Origin of the sequence: Polaribacter sp. L3A8 (genome assembly GCF_009796785.1) — a bacterium.
Lineage (GTDB): Bacteria > Bacteroidota > Bacteroidia > Flavobacteriales > Flavobacteriaceae > Polaribacter.
In genome coordinates this window covers 446,202-464,735 of sequence record NZ_CP047026.1, presented here as the reverse complement: position 1 = coordinate 464,735, position 18,534 = coordinate 446,202, and the positions used below count along the sequence as shown (strand labels likewise).

19 protein-coding genes are annotated in these 18,534 nt (G+C 29.4%); 14 read left to right on the top strand and 5 right to left on the bottom strand.

Features of this window, described 5'->3' with window-relative positions; genetic code table 11:
* Window positions 1-61: 61 nt before the first annotated feature.
* The 3 genes from GQR92_RS01590 to GQR92_RS01580 form a co-directional block, all read right to left on the bottom strand.
* Complete coding sequence (locus GQR92_RS01590; protein WP_158837480.1) at window positions 62-493, bottom strand: RrF2 family transcriptional regulator; 432 nt, start codon at window positions 491-493, stop codon at window positions 62-64.
* A 225-nt stretch (window positions 494-718) separates the two neighbouring features.
* Window positions 719-1,528 carry a universal stress protein gene (locus GQR92_RS01585; RefSeq protein WP_158837479.1) on the bottom strand — a complete coding sequence of 270 codons (810 nt, stop codon included), beginning with the start codon at window positions 1,526-1,528 and terminating at the stop codon, window positions 719-721.
* Between the two features lie 158 nt (window positions 1,529-1,686).
* Window positions 1,687-2,589, bottom strand: a complete 903-nt coding sequence (locus tag GQR92_RS01580) for a helix-turn-helix domain-containing protein (RefSeq protein WP_158837478.1) — start codon at window positions 2,587-2,589, stop codon at window positions 1,687-1,689.
* Window positions 2,590-2,785: 196 nt separating this feature from the next.
* Here GQR92_RS01580 and GQR92_RS01575 point away from each other — a divergent pair, with 196 nt between their 5' ends.
* The 11 genes from GQR92_RS01575 (at window position 2,786) to GQR92_RS01525 (ending at window position 11,684) form a co-directional block, all read left to right on the top strand.
* Complete coding sequence (locus GQR92_RS01575) at window positions 2,786-3,151, top strand: DoxX family protein (protein WP_158837477.1); 366 nt, start codon at window positions 2,786-2,788, stop codon at window positions 3,149-3,151.
* Entirely contained in the window at window positions 3,151-3,735 is a 585-nt protein-coding gene (locus tag GQR92_RS01570; RefSeq protein ID WP_105048667.1) for a TetR/AcrR family transcriptional regulator, read from the top strand. Before GQR92_RS01575 ends, GQR92_RS01570 begins: the two co-directional genes overlap by 1 nt.
* 1 nt (window position 3,736) lies before the next feature.
* The gene (locus tag GQR92_RS01565) at window positions 3,737-4,402 is read left to right on the top strand and encodes an NAD(P)H-binding protein (RefSeq protein WP_158837476.1); all 666 of its coding nucleotides are present in this window, start codon (window positions 3,737-3,739) and stop codon (window positions 4,400-4,402) included.
* A 10-nt stretch (window positions 4,403-4,412) separates the two neighbouring features.
* The gene (locus GQR92_RS01560; RefSeq protein ID WP_158837475.1) at window positions 4,413-5,045 is read left to right on the top strand and encodes a nitroreductase family protein; all 633 of its coding nucleotides are present in this window, start codon (window positions 4,413-4,415) and stop codon (window positions 5,043-5,045) included.
* Between the two features lie 10 nt (window positions 5,046-5,055).
* On the top strand, window positions 5,056-6,054 hold the full coding sequence (locus tag GQR92_RS01555) for an NADP-dependent oxidoreductase (protein WP_441339139.1): 999 nt from the start codon (window positions 5,056-5,058) through the stop codon (window positions 6,052-6,054).
* 12 nt (window positions 6,055-6,066) lie between these two features.
* Window positions 6,067-7,227, top strand: a complete 1,161-nt coding sequence (locus GQR92_RS01550) for an iron-containing alcohol dehydrogenase (protein ID WP_158837473.1) — start codon at window positions 6,067-6,069, stop codon at window positions 7,225-7,227.
* Between the two features lie 8 nt (window positions 7,228-7,235).
* Window positions 7,236-8,042, top strand: a complete 807-nt coding sequence (locus GQR92_RS01545; RefSeq protein WP_199269168.1) for a type 1 glutamine amidotransferase domain-containing protein — start codon at window positions 7,236-7,238, stop codon at window positions 8,040-8,042.
* A gap of 324 nt (window positions 8,043-8,366) precedes the next feature.
* On the top strand, window positions 8,367-9,164 hold the full coding sequence (locus tag GQR92_RS01540; RefSeq protein ID WP_158837472.1) for a TrmH family RNA methyltransferase: 798 nt from the start codon (window positions 8,367-8,369) through the stop codon (window positions 9,162-9,164).
* A 3-nt stretch (window positions 9,165-9,167) separates the two neighbouring features.
* Entirely contained in the window at window positions 9,168-9,914 is a 747-nt protein-coding gene (gene ppgK, locus GQR92_RS01535) for a polyphosphate--glucose phosphotransferase (protein ID WP_158837471.1), read from the top strand.
* A gap of 30 nt (window positions 9,915-9,944) precedes the next feature.
* Window positions 9,945-10,397: a GNAT family N-acetyltransferase gene (locus GQR92_RS01530; RefSeq protein WP_158837470.1), complete on the top strand. Its 453-nt coding sequence runs from the start codon at window positions 9,945-9,947 to the stop codon at window positions 10,395-10,397.
* A gap of 54 nt (window positions 10,398-10,451) precedes the next feature.
* Window positions 10,452-11,684 (top strand): M48 family metallopeptidase, encoded by a 1,233-nt coding sequence (locus GQR92_RS01525; protein ID WP_158837469.1) that lies wholly within the window; start codon window positions 10,452-10,454, stop codon window positions 11,682-11,684.
* Here GQR92_RS01525 and GQR92_RS01520 read toward each other — a convergent pair.
* On the bottom strand, window positions 11,681-12,157 hold the full coding sequence (locus GQR92_RS01520) for a hypothetical protein (protein ID WP_158837468.1): 477 nt from the start codon (window positions 12,155-12,157) through the stop codon (window positions 11,681-11,683). The two genes, GQR92_RS01525 and GQR92_RS01520, sit on opposite strands and share 4 nt — an antisense overlap.
* A gap of 106 nt (window positions 12,158-12,263) precedes the next feature.
* Between GQR92_RS01520 and GQR92_RS01515 the strand changes: the two genes are divergently transcribed.
* The 3 genes from GQR92_RS01515 (at window position 12,264) to GQR92_RS01505 (ending at window position 16,319) form a co-directional block, all read left to right on the top strand.
* Entirely contained in the window at window positions 12,264-14,483 is a 2,220-nt protein-coding gene (locus GQR92_RS01515) for a RelA/SpoT family protein (RefSeq protein WP_158837467.1), read from the top strand.
* A gap of 75 nt (window positions 14,484-14,558) precedes the next feature.
* Window positions 14,559-15,008 carry a Fur family transcriptional regulator gene (locus GQR92_RS01510; protein ID WP_158837466.1) on the top strand — a complete coding sequence of 150 codons (450 nt, stop codon included), beginning with the start codon at window positions 14,559-14,561 and terminating at the stop codon, window positions 15,006-15,008.
* A gap of 39 nt (window positions 15,009-15,047) precedes the next feature.
* Window positions 15,048-16,319, top strand: coding sequence for an adenylosuccinate synthase (locus GQR92_RS01505; RefSeq protein WP_158837465.1), 1,272 nt, complete (start codon window positions 15,048-15,050; stop codon window positions 16,317-16,319).
* 78 nt (window positions 16,320-16,397) lie between these two features.
* Here GQR92_RS01505 and GQR92_RS01500 read toward each other — a convergent pair whose 3' ends face one another.
* Complete coding sequence (locus tag GQR92_RS01500) at window positions 16,398-18,197, bottom strand: hypothetical protein (RefSeq protein ID WP_233269942.1); 1,800 nt, start codon at window positions 18,195-18,197, stop codon at window positions 16,398-16,400.
* Between the last annotated feature and the right edge of the window lie 337 nt (window positions 18,198-18,534).

The window sequence follows — 18,534 nt, the reverse complement described above, 5'->3', positions numbered from 1 at the left end:
TTTGTTTTAATTGTTTTATAAGTAACTAAAAGACCTTTATATCTTTTATTGAATTAAATTTTTAGCGTTTTAATATTAATCCTCCTAAAGTCATATCATTTAAAATAGATTTTATAGAAGTGTTTTCTAACATATTTTTTAAATTATCACGAATATCAACAAATTTAAAATGAAGCGGGCAAGGTGAATTTGCATCACATTGTTTAAGTCCTAAACCACAGCCAACATAAATAGAATCTCCGTCTAAAATACTTACAATTTCACTTAATTTGGTGTCCATCTTTTCTGTTTCAATTGTAAAACCTCCGTAGGGTCCTTTTACAGATTTAACAATCTTATTTCTGGTAAGTTGTTGTAGAATTTTAGCCGTAAAAGCTTGTGGAGAGTTTATTTCTTGTGATATTGTACTCATACTCACCTTCTTTTCATTCGAGCTTTGTTCTGCTATAAATAGCACTGCTCTAAGACCGTATTCACAAGTTTTTGAAAACATATTTTTCCTTTTATTTGATACTGCAAATATATTACTATTTTTATAACGGACAAATTTATCCGTTATAATTATTTTAGAGAATATAATAACAAAAAACGACCAAGTTGATCGTTTTTTAAATTGAAATTGGGGTATTTAATATATGAAATAAAATAATACAGATCAAATTGAGATACATATTATTGGTCTAAAAAGGGGATTTAAATAGTTAATAAAAAAGGTTCACTAATTATTAATAGGAATAGAAAGTAAAGGAATATTTAAGCCAGAAGCCATCATTCTTGTTTTACTTTTATGAAGGATAGATTCCCAGAAACCATACCTTTTGGGCATCATTACTAAAAGATCTGAATTCGATTTTTTTACTTCTGCTTCTATGGCATCTATAACCGAATTAGATTTTACATTTTTATACAAAAGGGTAACGTCTTCTAGTTGCTTATCTAAATTAGGATTCATTTCTGTTTGCAACTCTTCTACTTTTTTATCAACATAAAAAACAGTAACAGATGCTTTTAAACTAAGAGAAACCTGACGTAATTTTGCCAACGTTTTTAACGGAACACCTTCTAGTAAATCACAGGCAAAAAGGATGTTTTTAATCCCCTTAAACTTAGCACAAAGAGGAATTGCCAATACCGGAAATTCTTTCATACTAATTAAGGTAGTTGTGGGGTTACCAAGTAAATTTTGTTCTAAAGATTTAGGAGACATCCCAATAACAATAAAACGTGCTGCATACAGTTTCATTAAATAATCTACTTCTTCCTCTAAATTGGTATAACTGCTTTTATAAGTTACTTCTATATTAAATTCTTTACTTATTTTTAAAGCATTCTCTTTTAATTTGTTTTTATTTATTTGAAAAAACTGATCAACAGAAGAAGCAGGCAATCTACTGTTTGCAACATGCACAGGTAATCTAAAGGTGTTAAATAACACTAATTTAGTATTAAATTCTTGGGCTAATGCCGCTGCATATAAAACTGCATTTTCAGATAACTTAGAAAAATTGGTGGCTACGATAATACTCATAATTTAGTATCTTTAGTTTGTATCAAAGGTAAAAAATACACCCCAATAAATAGTAGTCTAAAAAGAGGGTATATTGGTCTAAATCGATGATAATAAAAAAATAGAACTATTGTATTAATATTTTTTTTAAGAACAAAAGCACCTAGATTCTTAAAAAACTAAGAATTAATTTTTCTAAATTTAGAAGGCGATACCCCTGTGTTTTTCTTAAAATATTTACCAAAAAAAGATTGATCGCTAAACTTTAATTCATTTGCAACTTGAGAAATACTTAATAAAGGGTTACTTAAAAGCAATTTAGCTTCCATAATTACAGCATCATCAATTAATTGTCCTGCAGTTTTTCCTGATACTTCTTTTAATACTTTAGATAAATGACCAGTTGTTAAAAACATACTATCTGCATAAAATTTTACAGAACGTTCTTTTTTAAAATGATCATTCAGTTTTTTTAAAAAACGAAGTGTTACTTCTTGCTGCCTAGATAAGTGAGCATCTAAATTAGGGTGTTCTCTTTTAAAAATAGCGCCATAATGATACAATAACAAACCAAATGAATACATAATAATTTCATTTCTATAAGGCATATCAGCAGTATCTGCATCGTTGTTTTTTGCTAATAATTTAGAGAGCAGTACAGAAGTAGCTTCTTCTTCTTTTGTTAATTTTAACTTAGGATAACTATGTGCTGTTAAAAAATCTATACCATCAAATTCGTTTTTGTTTAAAAGTATTTTAAAAATAAAGTCTATTGTAAAACTAACTCCTATTATTTCTAAGTCATTACTAGTTTCAAGTATCTTTAAAACCGTTTGTGGTTTAATAGTAATCATTTCACTTGCGTGTAATGTATGTGTAATTAAATTTAATTCCACTTTAAAAACTCCTTTAACTATCAATAAAAAAGTATAATTACCAGCTCTAAAAGGGGCGATAAAAGGAGTTTCATCAAAATTATTTTTAGACAAATGGATATGCAAATCACTATTTTTTTGTGGCTTGTCTCCTAGAAGGTCAACAATATCGTTAATTGTATAATTTTTAATAAAAGGTGTTTGCACTAAAGGAAATCTATAAATTATATATCAAAGATACCAATTTATGATTTTATCATTCCGTTTATTACCTTCCGTTTTGTAAATAGTTAATGTAAATTACATGGTATCATTTAATCTTATAATAGTATAAATATAAAGATTTGTTAAAAAAGAATGAACGTTCATTTTTATGCGTATCTTTGTAGTCTAAAACAAAGTAATGAAACATTTTTGGAACCTATTACGCATCGTATTCGCTTTATTTATGATATATGCAGGTAGTCAACATTTTATAAAACCTGATTTTTTCTCAGTTTTTGTTCCTGATTTTCTACCATATAAAAGCTTTATAATTTATGCATCCGGAATTGTAGAAATACTTTTAGGGGTATTTTTAATAATACCAAAATACACAAAGCTAGCAGCAACCGGAATTTTAATATTGATGCTATTGTTTTTACCGATTCATATTTGGGATGTGTTTACGGATACACCAGCTATTGGTAGCCATAAAGCAGCTGTTATAAGATTACCAATACAGTTTATATTAATTGCTTTGGCCTATAAATTTCAAAAAAATAAGTAATGGCAAAACTTCAAAAAAGTATCGATAAAAGAAACGCTTTAATAAAAGCAACTATAGAGTTGGTTAATAATAATGGTTTTCATGCAACGCCTATGAGTAAAATTGCTAAAATGGCAAACGTTTCTCCTGCAACCATTTACTTGTATTTTGAAAACAAACAAGATTTGGTAAACAAAACATACATAGAAGTAAAAGCAAGATATACAGATTATGCTTTTGAAACTTATGATGCTAATATGCCTATAGAAGAAGGCTTTAAATTAATTTGGAATCGTATTGCAAACTTTAAATTAAAAGAGTGTGAAAACGCTATGTTTTTAGCTCAATGTGACAATACACCAATGATTGATGAACCAAGTAGACAAGAGGGTATTAAACATTTACAACCCCTACTCGACCTTTGGATTAAAGGTAAAAAAGAGGGCATTATAAAACCTATGTCAGAATATTTATTGTATGCTTATGCAATCAATCCTTTATCTTTTTTAATGATGGCAGAAAAAAGAGGTTCTTTTAAGTTAGATGAAACGCATTTAGAAGAAGCATATCAATCTGCTTGGAACAGTATAAAAGTCAGTAAATAGAATGAAAAAAACGGCTATAATAATAGGTGCAACTGGTTTAACAGGAAATAGTATTCTTCAAAAATTAATTAAAGATGAAAGATACGAAAGTATAAAACTATTTTCTCGTTCTAAAATAGAAGGGCTGCCTAAAAAGGTGCATCAATTTATAGGTGATGTTTTAAAACTAGAAGAATTTAAAGACGATTTTACAGCAGATGAAGTGTATTGTTGTATTGGCACTACGGCTAAGAAAACACCAGATAAAACGCTTTATAAAAAGATAGATTATGGAATTCCTGTAGCTGCTGCTAAATTAGCTAAAGAGAACAACATTTCTACTTTTTTAGTGATTTCTGCCATGGGAGCTGATAAAAATAGTTCTGTATTTTATAACAAAACAAAAGGAGAAATGGAACAAAGTGTTTTACAACAAGACATTAAAAACACCTTTATTCTAAGACCTTCTTTAATTGATGGAGAACGAAAAGAGCAGCGGTTCTTAGAAAAAATTGGTTTAGTGGTTTTTAAAATCATTCAACCATTATTTATAGGAAAACTAAAAAAGTACAAAATAATAAATGCTGAAAGTATTGCAAAAGCAATGATCATTTTAGCTAATAATAAAAGTAATACCGAGGTAATTATAACCTCAAACGATATAAAACAAATTTCAAAAAACAATTAAAATTAAACAGATGGAATTATTAGATAAATTAAACTGGAGATATGCTGCAAAAGCAATGAATGGAGAGAAAGTTTCTGAAGATAAAATAGAACGTATCTTAGAAGCTGCACGTTTATCGCCAACATCAAGTGGTTTACAACCGTTTGAAATTTTTGTCATTAAAAATAAAGATATTAAAGAAAAAATTAAACCAGTAGCTTGGAATCAATCTGTAATTACAGACTGTTCTCACCTTCTTGTTTTTGCTGCTTGGGACACTTATACTGTAGATCGTATTAATTATATGTTCGATTTAACAAACGAAATTCGTGGTTTTAAAAACGAAGGTTGGGAAGATTACCGTCAGATGTTATTAGGCATGTATCCTCAAAAAGATGCTGAAGAAAACTTTAACCATGCTGCAAAACAAGCATATATTGCTTTTGCAAATGCTATTACAGCTGCTGCTTATGAAGGTGTAGATGCAACTCCATTAGAAGGTTTTGATGCAAATGCAGTAGATGAAATTTTAGGCTTACGTGAAAAAGGTTTACGTAGTGCAGTTTTATTACCAATTGGTTATAGAGCAGAAGATAAAGATTGGTTGGTAAACTTAGTAAAAGTTAGAAAACCTATGACAGACTTAGTAACCGTAATAGAGTAAAAAAAAAGAAATTATGAAAACTATCATATTAAAAAATAGACCAGAAGGGAAACCTACTGTTTCAAACTTTGAATTTTTAACAGAAGACAAAGAAATTACAATCAATACAGGAGAAATACTATTAGAAGCAGCTTATGTTTCTGTAGATCCTTATTTAAGAGGAAGAATGAGCGATGCAAAATCGTATGTTCCTTCTTTCGAGTTAAATAAACCAGTACAATCTGGAGTTGTTGCTAAGGTGATTGCTTCTAAAAATGATAATTTTAAAGAAGGAGATTTTGTTTCCGGATTATTAAATTGGCAAACTCAACAAGTTTCTAACGGAGAAGGTCTTTTAAAAGTAGATGGTTCTAAAGCACCATTAAGCACGTATTTAGGAGTGTTAGGGATGACAGGTTTAACGGCATATTTAGGTTTAAACCAAATAGGTAAACCTGTTGCAGGAGAAACAATTGTTGTTTCTGGTGCTGCCGGAGCTGTTGGTTCTATTGTAGGTCAGATTGCCAAAATTATGGGACTTACAGTAATTGGAATTGCTGGAACGGACGAAAAAATAGAGATGCTTAAAACCAAATTTGGTTTTGATGCAGGTATCAATTATAACACAAGTAAAGACATCAATGCTGATATTAAAAAGACAGCGCCAAATGGTGTAGATATTTATTTTGATAATGTTGGCGGACCAATATCTGACGCTGTATTATTCAACATTAACCGTTTTGCTAGAATTATTATTTGTGGTGCCATTTCTGTTTACAATGAAACAGAATTACCTACAAGTTTAAGCGTACAACCATTTTTAGTTAAAAATAGCGCCTTAATGCAAGGATTTATTGTGTCTAATTATGCTGATAAATTTCCTGAAGCAATGCAAAATTTATCAGGTTGGTTAAAAGAAGGAAAATTAACTTACACAGAAACGATTGTGGAAGGTTTCGATAATATTCCAAATGCTTTTATCGACTTATTTGAAGGTAAAAACAAAGGAAAAATGATCGTTAAAATTTAAAAAAGAAAAAAAATGAACAATTTTGAATTAAAAAACCCAACCAAAATTATTTTTGGAAAGGATACAATTAAACAATTAGAAACCGAGATTCCTAAAAACGCTAAAGTATTATTATTGTACGGTGGTGGTAGTATAAAGAAAAACGGAATTTACGATCAAGTAAAAAAAGCGTTAGCAAATGTTGAAGTTGTTGAGTTTGGAGGAATCCCTGCAAACCCAGAATATGCAACTTTAATGGAAGCTTTACATGTAATTAAAGAAGAAAGTATTACTTTTTTATTAGCTGTTGGTGGTGGATCTGTAATAGACGGAACCAAATTTTTATCTGCTGCAGCAGTATTTGAAGGAGAAACTCCTTGGGATATTTTAACAAATAATATTAAAACGGAAAAAGGAATGCCTTTTGGAACTGTTTTAACATTACCTGCTACGGGTTCTGAAATGAATTCTGGTGCTGTAATTACAAGAAGAGAAACAAAAGAAAAACTAGCAATGGGTGGTCCAGGATTATTCCCTGTGTTCTCTATATTAGATCCTCAAGTGATTGCTTCTATTCCACAACGTCAATTGCAAAATGGATTAATGGATTCTTTTACGCACGTTTTAGAACAATATATGACGTATCCTGTTCAAGGATTGTTACAAGATCGTTTTGCAGAAAGTATTTTACAAACTATTATAGAAATAGCTCCAAAGGTTTTAAAAGACCCTACGGATTATGATGCTGCGGCTAATTTTATGTGGAGTTGTACCATGGCTTTAAACGGATTAATACAAAAAGGAGTTCCAGGAGATTGGGCTGTACACGCAATGGGCCACGAGTTAACAGCTTTATTTGGCATAGATCACGCACGTACTTTAGCAATAATTACACCAAGTCATTACAAGTATAATTTTGAAGCTAAAAAAGAAAAATTAGCTCAATATGGCGAACGTGTTTGGAAAATTAAAGAAGGAAGTAAAGAAGATAGAGCTTATGCTGCTATTGAAAAAACAGTTGCTTTTTTCCACAAATTAGGAATAGACACAAAACTATCTGATTATACAGATGATTATAAAGGAACCGCAGAAGAAATTGCAAAACGTTTTACAGATCGTGGTTGGTTAGGTTTAGGAGAACACAAAAATTTATCACCAAATAAGGTAAAAGAAATTGTAAAAATGGCTTACTAATTTAATTTATGAAGATAACAAAAATTTTAGCTTTAACGCTTACAATCATTACAGCTTCTAGTTGTAAGGATTCAAAAAAAGAAACAACTTCGGATAAAATTTCGGAGGTAAAAACAACAATTAAAAAAGACAAAAAAATGAATATATTATTTGTATTAACATCTCACGATAAATTAGGAAATACAGGAAAGAAAACAGGATTTTGGGTAGAAGAATTTGCTACTCCATATTACACATTATTAGATAAAGGAGCTACAATTACTATTGCAACTCCTAAAGGTGGCGCTGCACCTATAGACCCAAGTAGTGATGCTCCAGATGCAGCTACAGCTTCTACAGATCGTTATAATAAAGATGCAGCTACTAAGTCTTTAATTGAAAACACAAAAGTATTAGCAGATATGAACGCAGATGATTTTGATGCTGTATTTTATCCTGGTGGTCACGGTCCTTTATGGGATTTAACAAACGATAAGGTATCTGTTGCGCTAATCGAAAAATTCGATCGTCAAGAGAAACCAATTGCATTTGTTTGTCATGCACCTGCGGTATTAAGAGATGTTAAAAATGCTGATGGAACTGCATTGGTTAAAGGTAAAAAAGTAACAGGATTTTCTAATAAAGAAGAAGCAGCTGTTGGTTTAACAGAAGTTGTACCATTATTATTAGAAGATATGCTTATAGAAAATGGCGCATTTTATTCTAATGGAGAAGATTGGGCACCTTTTGCAATACAAGATGGTAATTTAATTACAGGTCAAAACCCTGCATCATCAGAATTAGTTGCAGAAAAATTATTAGCAAGTTTAAAATAATTAGTTAGTTTTAGTTTGGTTTTATGTAAAAGGTTGTCTGTAAAAAGACAACCTTTTTTTAATTATAAAAATTTATTAAAGATCTAGTAATTATTTTATAATAGTTAGCAAATTTCTAAAACTAGTAAACAAAAAAGACTCACTATTAGCGAGCCTTTTTATCAAAAATAATTTATAATAAACCTGTTTTTATCTTTCCTTTTCATAGAAAATTTAATTCAAATACATTTAATACTCTAAAATTAATAATTTGGTTTATTAAGCTACAAATATTGTTATAATTTACTACTTAGTCAATACCTATAATTAGGTATATTTGTACTAATGAAAGAAATAACTAGTATCCAAAATCCGTACGTAAAAAACTTGCTAAAACTGCAAGATAAAGCTCGTGAACGAAAAAAACAGGAACTCTTTATTATTGAAGGAAAGCGAGAAATAACTTTAGCAATTTCTGCAAATTATGAGTTTGATACCATTCTTTTTAATCCTGATTTAATTTCAGAGAATGAAATTTTACACCTTTTTAATGCAAACGTTAATAGAGTTATAATTTCTAAAGAAGTCTATCAAAAACTGGCTTACAGAGATTCTACAGAAGGTATTATAGCCGTTACAAAAGCTAAAGACTTCTCCTTAAAAAACATTCAATTTAAAACCACAAATCCACTAATTTTAGTTGCAGAAGGTGTTGAAAAACCTGGGAATATTGGTGCTTTACTAAGAACTGCTGATGCTGCAAATATTGATGCTGTTTTTATAGCAAATCCTAAAAGCGATTTGTACAATGCTAATATTATAAGATCTAGTGTTGGCTGTGTTTTTACCAATCAAATTGCGGTAGGTACATCTGAAGGAATAATTACTTTTCTTCAAGAAAAAAATATTGATATTTATGCTGCTACTTTGCAGAATTCAAATGAATATCATCAAGAAAATTACACAAAAAGTACTGCAATAGTTGTGGGTACAGAAGCTACAGGTTTAACAGAAATTTGGAGAGAAGCTGCTTCTCAAAATATAAATATTCCCATGCAAGGACAAATAGATTCTATGAATGTTTCTGTTTCTGCTGCAATTATTCTGTTTGAAGCAAAAAGACAAAGAAATTTTAAGTTATAAAGAATGAAAGTATTAGGAATTGATATAGGTGGATCTGGAATTAAAGCAGCAATTGTAAACACCAAAACAGGAGAATTACTTTCTGAAAGACATAGAATAGACACTCCAAAACCTGCAACTCCAGAAGCTGTTGCAAAGGTTATAAACCAAATGATCGTTTTTTTTAATTGGAAAAAGGCTGTGGGTTGTAGTTTTCCAACCACAATTGTAAATGGTAAATGCATTCATCCAGGGAATTTAAGTGAAAAATGGTTGAACGTAAAAGTTGATAAATTATTTAGAAAAGAATGTAAGTTACCTTTTTATATTAGTAATGACGCAGATTTAGCAGGTTTAGCAGAAGTAAGTTTAGGAGCTGCTAAAAAAGAAAAAGGTGTTGTTATTATGATTACCATTGGTACCGGAATAGGTTCTGGTTTATTTTTTAACGGTAACTTAATTCCTAATTTAGAAATAGGTAAAATGTTGCATACAAACGGTGAAATAATTGAATTTCACACAGCAGATTCCGTAAGAAAAAAAGAGAACTTAAAATTAAAAGATTGGGCAATAAGATTCGATTCTTTATTAGAATATATTAGAATTGTTTACACACCTAGTTTAATTGTTTTAGGTGGAGGTATTAGCAAAAGATATGACGGTTTTAAAGAACATTTACAAACTGAAGTAAAGGTTAAAGTAGCGGAATATAAAAACAATGCGGGTATTATTGGAGCTGCAATTTACGCTAGTAAAGAACATAAAAAATAAAATAGGTATTCTATTAAAGTGTAAATAGTAATGAATTTTAGAAAAGCAACTCAAAAAGACATTTCTGTAATCGTAGAAATGATGGCTGATGATGAACTCGGAAAAAAAAGAGAAAACTTTAAAAACCCCTTGCCTTCTTCCTATTTAAATGCATTTCAAAAAATAGATGCAGATAAAAATCAAGAATTAATTGTTGTAGAAAACGAGAATCTTGAAGTTATTGGAACTTTACAAATAACCTATATTCAATACTTGAGTTTTTGTGGCGGAACAAGAGCGCAAATAGAGAATGTCTTTATAAGAAATGATCAAAGAGGACTCGGAATTGGTAAAAGTGTATTTGAATGGGCAATAGATAGAGCTAAAGAAAAAAACGTACATGTAGTGCAATTAACTTCGGATAAAAAAAGACCTAGAGCAATTAAATTTTATGAAAACTTAGGTTTTAAAGCAACACACGAAGGCATGAAATTACATTTTTAATTATTTATAACCCCATCTTTTAATCAGATTGATTAAAGAAATTTATACATACTTATGCAACCAACCACTTTATTTTACATCATCATCTCCATATTAATTATCAGTTTTATTGTTGATAAAATCTTAGATATCTTAAATGAAAAACGTTTTGATGATGAAATTCCTAAGAAACTAAAGGATGTTTATGATAAAGAGGAATATAAAAAATCGCAAGCTTATAAAAAGACGAGTGCAAAATTCTCTAACATAACTTCATTATTTTCAACACTTTTAACGTTGGTTTTCTTTTTTATTGATGGATTTAAATATGTAGATTCTTTTGCAAGAACATATACTGATAACCCTATTTTGGTGGCTTTAATTTTCTTCGGAATCATTATGCTAGGTTCAGAGATTATGACCACACCGCTCTCTTATTACAGCACATTTGTTATTGAAGAAAAGTTTGGTTTTAACAAATCTACCATAAAAACATTTTGGCTAGATAAATTAAAAGGATTAGCAATGAGCGCTTTATTAGGTGGCGGAATTTTAGCTTTAATCATATGGTTTTATCAACTTACAGGTGAAGATTTCTGGATTTACGCTTGGATTCTAGTTGCTGTATTCTCTTTGTTTATGAATATGTTTTATGCAAAATTAATTGTTCCTTTATTTAATAAACAAAGTCCGTTAGAAGACGGAGAATTAAAATCTGCTATAGAAAAATATGCTAAAAAGGTTGGTTTTACCATCAATAATATATTTGTAATCGACGGTTCTAAACGTTCTACAAAGGCAAATGCATATTTTTCTGGTTTTGGTTCTCAAAAAAGAATTACATTATATGACACTTTAATTAACGACTTAAATACAGATGAAATAGTAGCTGTTTTAGCGCATGAAGTTGGTCATTATAAAAGAAAACACATCATTTTTAATCTAATTTCATCAATTTTATTAACAGGATTCACGCTGTTTATTCTTTCGCTATTTATCAATACACCTGTTTTATCAGAAGCTTTAGGTGTTGCTAAACCAAGTTTTCATATTGGTTTAATTGCATTCGGAATTTTATATTCGCCAATATCAGAAATAACAGGGTTATTTATGAATTATATGTCTAGAAAATTTGAATACCAAGCAGATAATTTTGCCAAAGAAACTTTTGAAGGACAAGCACTAGTTACATCACTTAAAAAATTATCTAAGAATAGTTTAAGTAATTTAACACCACATCCTGCCTATGTATTTGCGCATTACTCACATCCAACTTTGTTGGAAAGAATTAATAATTTAGAAAACTAATTCTTTTTAACAACAGAATTAACAATGTTTATCATCATCTTTTTATCCTTAGTATCTGCATTAAGGGGCAACATTGTTGTTAATTCTATACAGGTATTTTTGTGTTGCTTAATATAATAGACCTGTTTTTTAAATTCAATTCCTTTTTTTATTATTGTACCTGTAAAACATAATACGTTTTCATTATTTATCATTTTTTCACCTTTAAACGGAATTTCTTTTACCACAGTGCCTCCGTTTATTTTAGCCTTTTGTGCATCATAAGAAATAGGAATAATTACCGCCAAAACTAAAGCATCTGGTTTTTTAGATACATACATGTTTTGGTAAACACTTGTAAAAACATTTTTACTGATATTAATTGCTACTTTCTTTTTTTGAAGCTCAAAAAGATTATCTGCACCTTCTTTAACTTGACAATAGTTATTAAAACTTAAAAATAAGAATACTAAAATGAGGTAAATGTTTTTCATTTTGCAAAAATAGCAAATAAATACATTTAGAAAACGAAATACTTGTATGTTAAAATACTTATTGCTAATTTCACTTTAAGTTAACCCCAATTTTAAAATCTCGTTTTTGGAATACACAGCAACCATAGAAGAAGAAAATAAAGAAATAGCAAAACGATATAAAGATTTGCTAAAAGGAACCTATGAGATTATGTCTAAAGAAGACAAAGAACTCATAAGAAAAGCCTTTGATATTGCTGTAGATGCACATTCTACTCAGCGTAGAAAAACTGGTGAACCTTATATTTATCATCCTATTGCTGTTGCTAAAATTGTTGCTTATGAAATTGGTTTAGATGCTATTTCTATTGCTTCTGCCCTATTACACGATGTTGTAGAAGATACAGATTATACCATAGAAGATATGGAGCACCTTTTTGGTGAAACCATTGCAAAAATTGTAAACGGATTAACCAAAATATCTCGCTTAAACAAAGAACAAGACGCATCTATACAAGCAGAGAATTTTAGAAAAATGCTCTTAACATTAAATGATGATGTTAGGGTTATTTTGATAAAAATTGCAGACAGACTGCATAATATGCAAACAATGGATGCAATGCCTGCACATAAACAGGTAAAAATTGCATCTGAAACACTATACATTTATGCTCCTTTAGCGCATCGTTTAGGCTTGTACAATATAAAAACCGAATTAGAAGATTTAGGTTTAAAATATACAGAACCAGAAGCTTATTATGGTATTTTAGGTAAAATTAAAGAAAGTAAAGAAGATCAGAAAAATTATTTACAACGATTTGAGGATACTTTAAAATCTGGTTTAGATAAAGAAAACTTCGATTATGAAATAAAAGGTAGGTTTAAATCTATTTATTCTATTCGTAGAAAAATGATCAATCAGAATGTAACTTTTGATGAGGTGTACGATAAATACGCCATTAGAATTATATATGAACCCAACTCTAATGATGATAAGTTTGATGCTTGGAAAATTTATACCATTGTAACCGATTATTTTAAACCCAACCCTACTCGTTTAAGAGATTGGATTTCGCAACCAAAATCTACCGGTTATGAAGCTTTGCATATTACCGTAGTTGGGCCAGGTTCTCAATGGGTAGAAGTGCAAATTCGTTCTAGCAGAATGAATGAGATTGCAGAAAAAGGGTATGCAGCACACTTTAAATACAAACAAGGAGCTACAAAAGATAACGGACTAGAAGATTGGTTAAATAAATTAAAAGAAACCTTAGAAACCCAAACTTTAAATGCTGTTGATTTTGTAGAAAATTTTAAACTCAATTTATATTCGAAAGAAATATATGTTTTTACACCTAAAGGTGATTTAAAATCGCTTCCAAAAAACGCAACTGCTTTAGATTTTGCTTTTTCGATACATACAGATGTAGGCTTAAAATGTAGAGGCGCAAAAGTAAACGGAAAATTAATGCCTTTAAGCCATCAATTAAAAAGTGGTGATCAAATAGAAGTAATTACAACAGCTTCTAACAAACCAAATTCTAGATGGTTAGATTTTGTAATTACAGCAAGAGCAAAAGCAAAAATTAGAGCTGCTTTAAATGAAGAAGAAAAATTAATTGCAGAAGAAGGAAAAGCTGTTTTAATGCGAAAACTACGTCATTTAAAAATTACTTTTAATGATAAAACAGTTAATGAATTAGTAAACTATTTTAAATTAAGAACCAGCTTCGATTTATTTTATAGAATTGGTAATGGTGCTATTGATAATACACAATTAAAAGCATTTGTTTCTCAACGAAACAGTAAGATTTTAAATTTCTTTAAAACTAAATTAACCAGAAACACTGCCGAAAAAGAATATCCAGAAACTGATGCCGTTTCAAGTAAATATGATGCTTTAGTTTTTGGAAAAGATGAACAAAAACTAGATTATAAACTTTCTAAATGTTGTAACCCGATACCAGGAGATAAAGTTTTTGGTTTTTTAACAATTAGTGAAGGTATAAAAGTGCATAAAATGAATTGCCCCAATGCCATATCATTACAATCTAATTATGCTTATAGAATTATGCCTGCAAAATGGATAGATTCTACAAAACAAGACTTTAAAGTAATTTTAGAAATATCAGGCGTAGACAATCAAGGAATGGCAAATGATGTAACTCGTACTATTTCTAATAATATGGGCGTGTTTATTAACAGCATAAATATTAAAGGAGACGAAGGGGTTTTTGATGGTAAAATCTCTATAAGTGTTAAAAATAGTTCGCAATTAGATAAGTTAGTTAGAAACCTTCTTAAAATAGAAGGAGTTAAAAAAGTAGAACGTGTTAATACTTTGTAAATATCAATTGATTAAAAGTATTAATTTATTAAGAAATAACTGTAAATTTGTCTTTTGTAAAAAAATCATTCATAAATGAGCAATTCTCTTGAAAATCAAGAAATAGTAAAAAAAGTTTTCACTACATATTTAAGCGAAAATAAGCATAGAAAAACACCAGAACGCTATGCTATACTTCAAGAAATATACGTAGCTGATGAGCATTTTGATATAGAATCTCTCTATATTAAAATGAAAAATAAAAATTATAGAGTTAGTAGAGCTACACTTTATAATACAATAGATTTACTTTTAGACTGCGGTTTAGTAAGAAAGCATCAGTTTGATGGGCAATCTATGGCCCGTTATGAAAAAAGTTACTTCGATAAAAATCACGATCACGTAATTTTTACGGATTCTGGAGACGTAAAAGAATTTTGTGATCCACGAATTCAAGTTATAAAAAAAACCATAGAAGACGTTTTTGATATTGATATTCATAATCATTCACTTTACTTTTACGGAACAAAAAAGAACAAATCTTAATTAACAATACAACAATAAACAACAATTAACACAACTATAATGGCTGTAGATTTATTACTAGGATTACAATGGGGAGATGAAGGAAAAGGTAAAATTGTAGACGTACTTACAAAAAACTATGATATCATTGCACGTTTTCAAGGTGGTCCAAATGCGGGACATACTTTAATTTTTGATGGACATAAACATGTCTTACACACAATTCCTTCTGGAATATTCCATAAAACAGCTTTAAATGTAGTTGGTAATGGAGTTGTAATTGACCCAGTAATCTTTAAAAAAGAATTAGAAAATCTAGACAAACACAACATAGATTATACTTCTAAATTATTAATTTCTAGAAAAGCACATTTAATCTTACCAACACACAGATTATTAGATGCAGCTTCAGAAACCTCTAAAGGAAAAGCTAAAATTGGTTCTACATTAAAAGGTATTGGTCCAACTTATATGGACAAAACCGGTAGAAACGGAATGAGAGTTGGAGATTTAGAATTAGAAGACTGGAAAGAAAAATATGATGCTTTAACAGCTAAACATATTAAAATGTTAGAATTCTTTGATGTTCAGGTAGAATATGATTTAAAAGAATTAGAAGCAGAATTTATTAGAGGAATTGATAAATTAAGAACTTTAGCTTTTATTGATAGTGAAGAGTTTTTAAACCAAGCTATAAAAGATAAAAAAACAATTTTAGCTGAAGGAGCGCAAGGGTCTTTATTAGATATTGACTTTGGTACCTATCCTTTTGTAACTTCTTCTAACACTACTGCAGCAGGTGCTTGTACTGGTTTAGGAGTTGCTCCAAATAGAATTGGAGAAGTTTTTGGAATCTTTAAAGCATATACTACTCGTGTTGGTTCTGGACCTTTTCCTACCGAATTATTTGATAAAGATGGTGAAGATATGGCTAGAATTGGTCATGAATTTGGTGCAACAACAGGTAGAGCAAGACGTTGTGGTTGGTTAGATCTAGTTGCATTAAAATATGCTGTAGATGTAAATGGTGTTACACAATTAATGATGATGAAAGGTGATGTTTTATCTGGATTTGATACCTTAAAAGTATGTACTACTTATAACTATAAAGGAAAAGAAATTAGCCACTTACCTTATAATATAGAACCAGAAAATGTTTCTGTAAACTATTCTGAATTTAAAGGATGGGATGAAGATTTAACTAAAATGACTTCTGCAGATCAATTACCACAAAATTTACTAGACTATGTTGCTTTTATTGAAAAAGAAACTGGAGTTCCTGTATCTATTGTTTCTGTTGGGCCAGATAGAAAACAAACAATTACAAGATAATTAGTAATTTACTATAAAATTAAAAAGCATCTTTCAATATTTTGAAAGATGCTTTTTTTATGTTCAATTCTAAAAAAATTACTTTAACTTTTCTATTTGTTCACTAATCAATATTAGTTTGTTTTGCTGAAACTGAAGTGCATTTAAAAGCGCTTCTTTTTGATCTACAAAAGACTCTTTTTTCTCTAAAAATAATTCAGTATAATACAGAATTCCGGCTTCTAAATTCTTTTTAAATTTTAATAAATAACGCAATTGTTTTTTATCAATTGTAGCTTTTACATCTGCCACTTTTTCTTGTAAATGTGTAATGTAAAGAGACAACTCTTTTACAAAAACATTAGGTCTGTCTAATCTAGAAATCATATTCTTTCTACCATAAATATGATCTGTAATTCCGCGTAAGCTCATTACTTTATCATAATACGCCATATTAGGTCCAGGACAAACAGAAACACCATCGCCAGTTTTCTTAGTACTTACATTATTTAAAATTAATGTAGATGTACTTAAACCAACACAAATACAAGATTTTTCGATAATTGCATCATATTTACGCTTTTTATCTTCTACAGATAATTCTAAAGCATCTAATTCTTTTAATTTTAAATGCTGATATTCTCTTGATGCAGTACACAAACCTGTATCTTTAAATTCGTAATTTAAAGCGATAAATTTATTAGGACAAGCACTACCTGGTCTGTTTTTATCGATATGCTGTTGTTTTTGAATATCTTTTGTATTTCCTCTAAGTGTGTTAAAAGGAACCCCTAAAGGAGATGTATTACTTAAATACAAATCAGATTCTTTAGCGCTTGCTAATTTTTCCATTGTTTTAGCATCTACACTTGTAGCCTCCGGAACCAATAAAAATGGACTTCCCCACCCTACTGAATCTAATTGATATTCTTCCATTAAAAATGCATGCTCCTCATCGGTACCAACACCACCTTGAGTGGTGATTTTTAATTCTAAATCTTTAGCAGGTATAATTTTATCGGCTTCTTTTAAAGCTTCCATTAATAATGTTAATGTTGTACTTTTTAGAGTTTCTTTATTTTCTTTAAACTCTTTTAAAACAGGCCCCATTAAAAAACCATCTGTAGCAAAGGCGTGTCCTCCACAATTTAAACCAGATTCTATTCTGTATTCTGAAACCCATAAGCCTTTTTTAGCTAAAAATTTTCCTTGAATAAAAGCAGATCTATAATCGCTTACCTTTAAAATAATTTTCTTTTTAATGTAACCATTTTTATCAGGAAAAAAATCTTTAAAATTACTCATATAAGTGTATAACCTAGGATTCATACCCGCAGAAAGTACTAATGAGGATGCTAATTTACTTTCAGAAAAACCTCTTAAAGCTGCATGTGCATCATTATATTCTATTGGTAATAATTCTTTATTAAGGTAATTTGCTTTATCAATCTTTGTCATAATATTGACATCAATACTCCCCATAGACAAATTTTTATTTGCCCAATCTTTCATTTTAGAAAAATCTACGCCATCTTCTGTTAATTTATGAAACTCTTTTTTTAAAGAAGAATATTCTGGTAACATCTGAATATAATCTTTTAAAGCCTTACTTTTTTCTGAAGTAATATTTTTTAATTGATTAAATTTTTCTTCTGTTTGATCGTGTAATAGATTTAAATAAGAGGTAATTCTCTTTGCTCTAAAATCATCAACTTTGTCTGAAATCTCTTTATAAGGTATTTCAAATTTTTCGCTGTAAATTTTACGCATTTTTTCTACTAAAATATCGTCTACCAAAGAAACAACAGAATCAATACCAAATTGTGCTACTTTTAAAGGAGAATCTATTGTAAACCCAATTCCCATTACAGGAATGTGAAATGAATGTGCCTTTTTCATTGTTTAATTAATTTTAATTAAGCTTGCAATTTATATCTATCTCATTATTAAAAACATGACTATTATCATTAAAAAAATAGAAATAAAATTAATGAATCTAGCATTAATAAGTTTATACTCCGTTATTTTACTTTAGAGTACATATTAGAATAACACTAGTTTTATGTTATTTTCATTTTGTTTAATAAGTACTTAAACAATATTGTAACTCTAAAATACAGTAACTTATTAAACTATGATTTGCAATCTTAATTTTTGCTATAAGCAATAGTTATTACAAATAAACAAGTATGTTTCCTTTGTACTTATAGTAATTGTTTTAGGCCTTTTTGTGCTT

What these genes read in the sequence shown, in the direction of transcription:
- GQR92_RS01540 (WP_158837472.1), top strand. Translation starts at nt 8,367, where the DNA reads ATGAAAGAAATAACTAGTATCCAAAATCCGTACGTAAAAAACTTGCTA.
- GQR92_RS01525 (WP_158837469.1), top strand. Translation starts at nt 10,452, where the DNA reads ATGCAACCAACCACTTTATTTTACATCATCATCTCCATATTAATTATC.
- GQR92_RS01505 (WP_158837465.1), top strand. Translation starts at nt 15,048, where the DNA reads ATGGCTGTAGATTTATTACTAGGATTACAATGGGGAGATGAAGGAAAA.
- GQR92_RS01520 (WP_158837468.1), bottom strand. Translation starts at nt 12,157, where the DNA reads ATGAAAAACATTTACCTCATTTTAGTATTCTTATTTTTAAGTTTTAAT.
- GQR92_RS01575 (WP_158837477.1), top strand. Translation starts at nt 2,786, where the DNA reads ATGAAACATTTTTGGAACCTATTACGCATCGTATTCGCTTTATTTATG.
- GQR92_RS01545 (WP_199269168.1), top strand. Translation starts at nt 7,236, where the DNA reads ATGAAGATAACAAAAATTTTAGCTTTAACGCTTACAATCATTACAGCT.
- GQR92_RS01550 (WP_158837473.1), top strand. Translation starts at nt 6,067, where the DNA reads ATGAACAATTTTGAATTAAAAAACCCAACCAAAATTATTTTTGGAAAG.
- GQR92_RS01565 (WP_158837476.1), top strand. Translation starts at nt 3,737, where the DNA reads ATGAAAAAAACGGCTATAATAATAGGTGCAACTGGTTTAACAGGAAAT.
- GQR92_RS01590 (WP_158837480.1), bottom strand. Translation starts at nt 493, where the DNA reads ATGTTTTCAAAAACTTGTGAATACGGTCTTAGAGCAGTGCTATTTATA.
- GQR92_RS01585 (WP_158837479.1), bottom strand. Translation starts at nt 1,528, where the DNA reads ATGAGTATTATCGTAGCCACCAATTTTTCTAAGTTATCTGAAAATGCA.
- GQR92_RS01530 (WP_158837470.1), top strand. Translation starts at nt 9,945, where the DNA reads ATGAATTTTAGAAAAGCAACTCAAAAAGACATTTCTGTAATCGTAGAA.
- GQR92_RS01560 (WP_158837475.1), top strand. Translation starts at nt 4,413, where the DNA reads ATGGAATTATTAGATAAATTAAACTGGAGATATGCTGCAAAAGCAATG.
- GQR92_RS01570 (WP_105048667.1), top strand. Translation starts at nt 3,151, where the DNA reads ATGGCAAAACTTCAAAAAAGTATCGATAAAAGAAACGCTTTAATAAAA.
- ppgK (WP_158837471.1), top strand. Translation starts at nt 9,168, where the DNA reads ATGAAAGTATTAGGAATTGATATAGGTGGATCTGGAATTAAAGCAGCA.
- GQR92_RS01510 (WP_158837466.1), top strand. Translation starts at nt 14,559, where the DNA reads ATGAGCAATTCTCTTGAAAATCAAGAAATAGTAAAAAAAGTTTTCACT.
- GQR92_RS01500 (WP_233269942.1), bottom strand. Translation starts at nt 18,197, where the DNA reads ATGAAAAAGGCACATTCATTTCACATTCCTGTAATGGGAATTGGGTTT.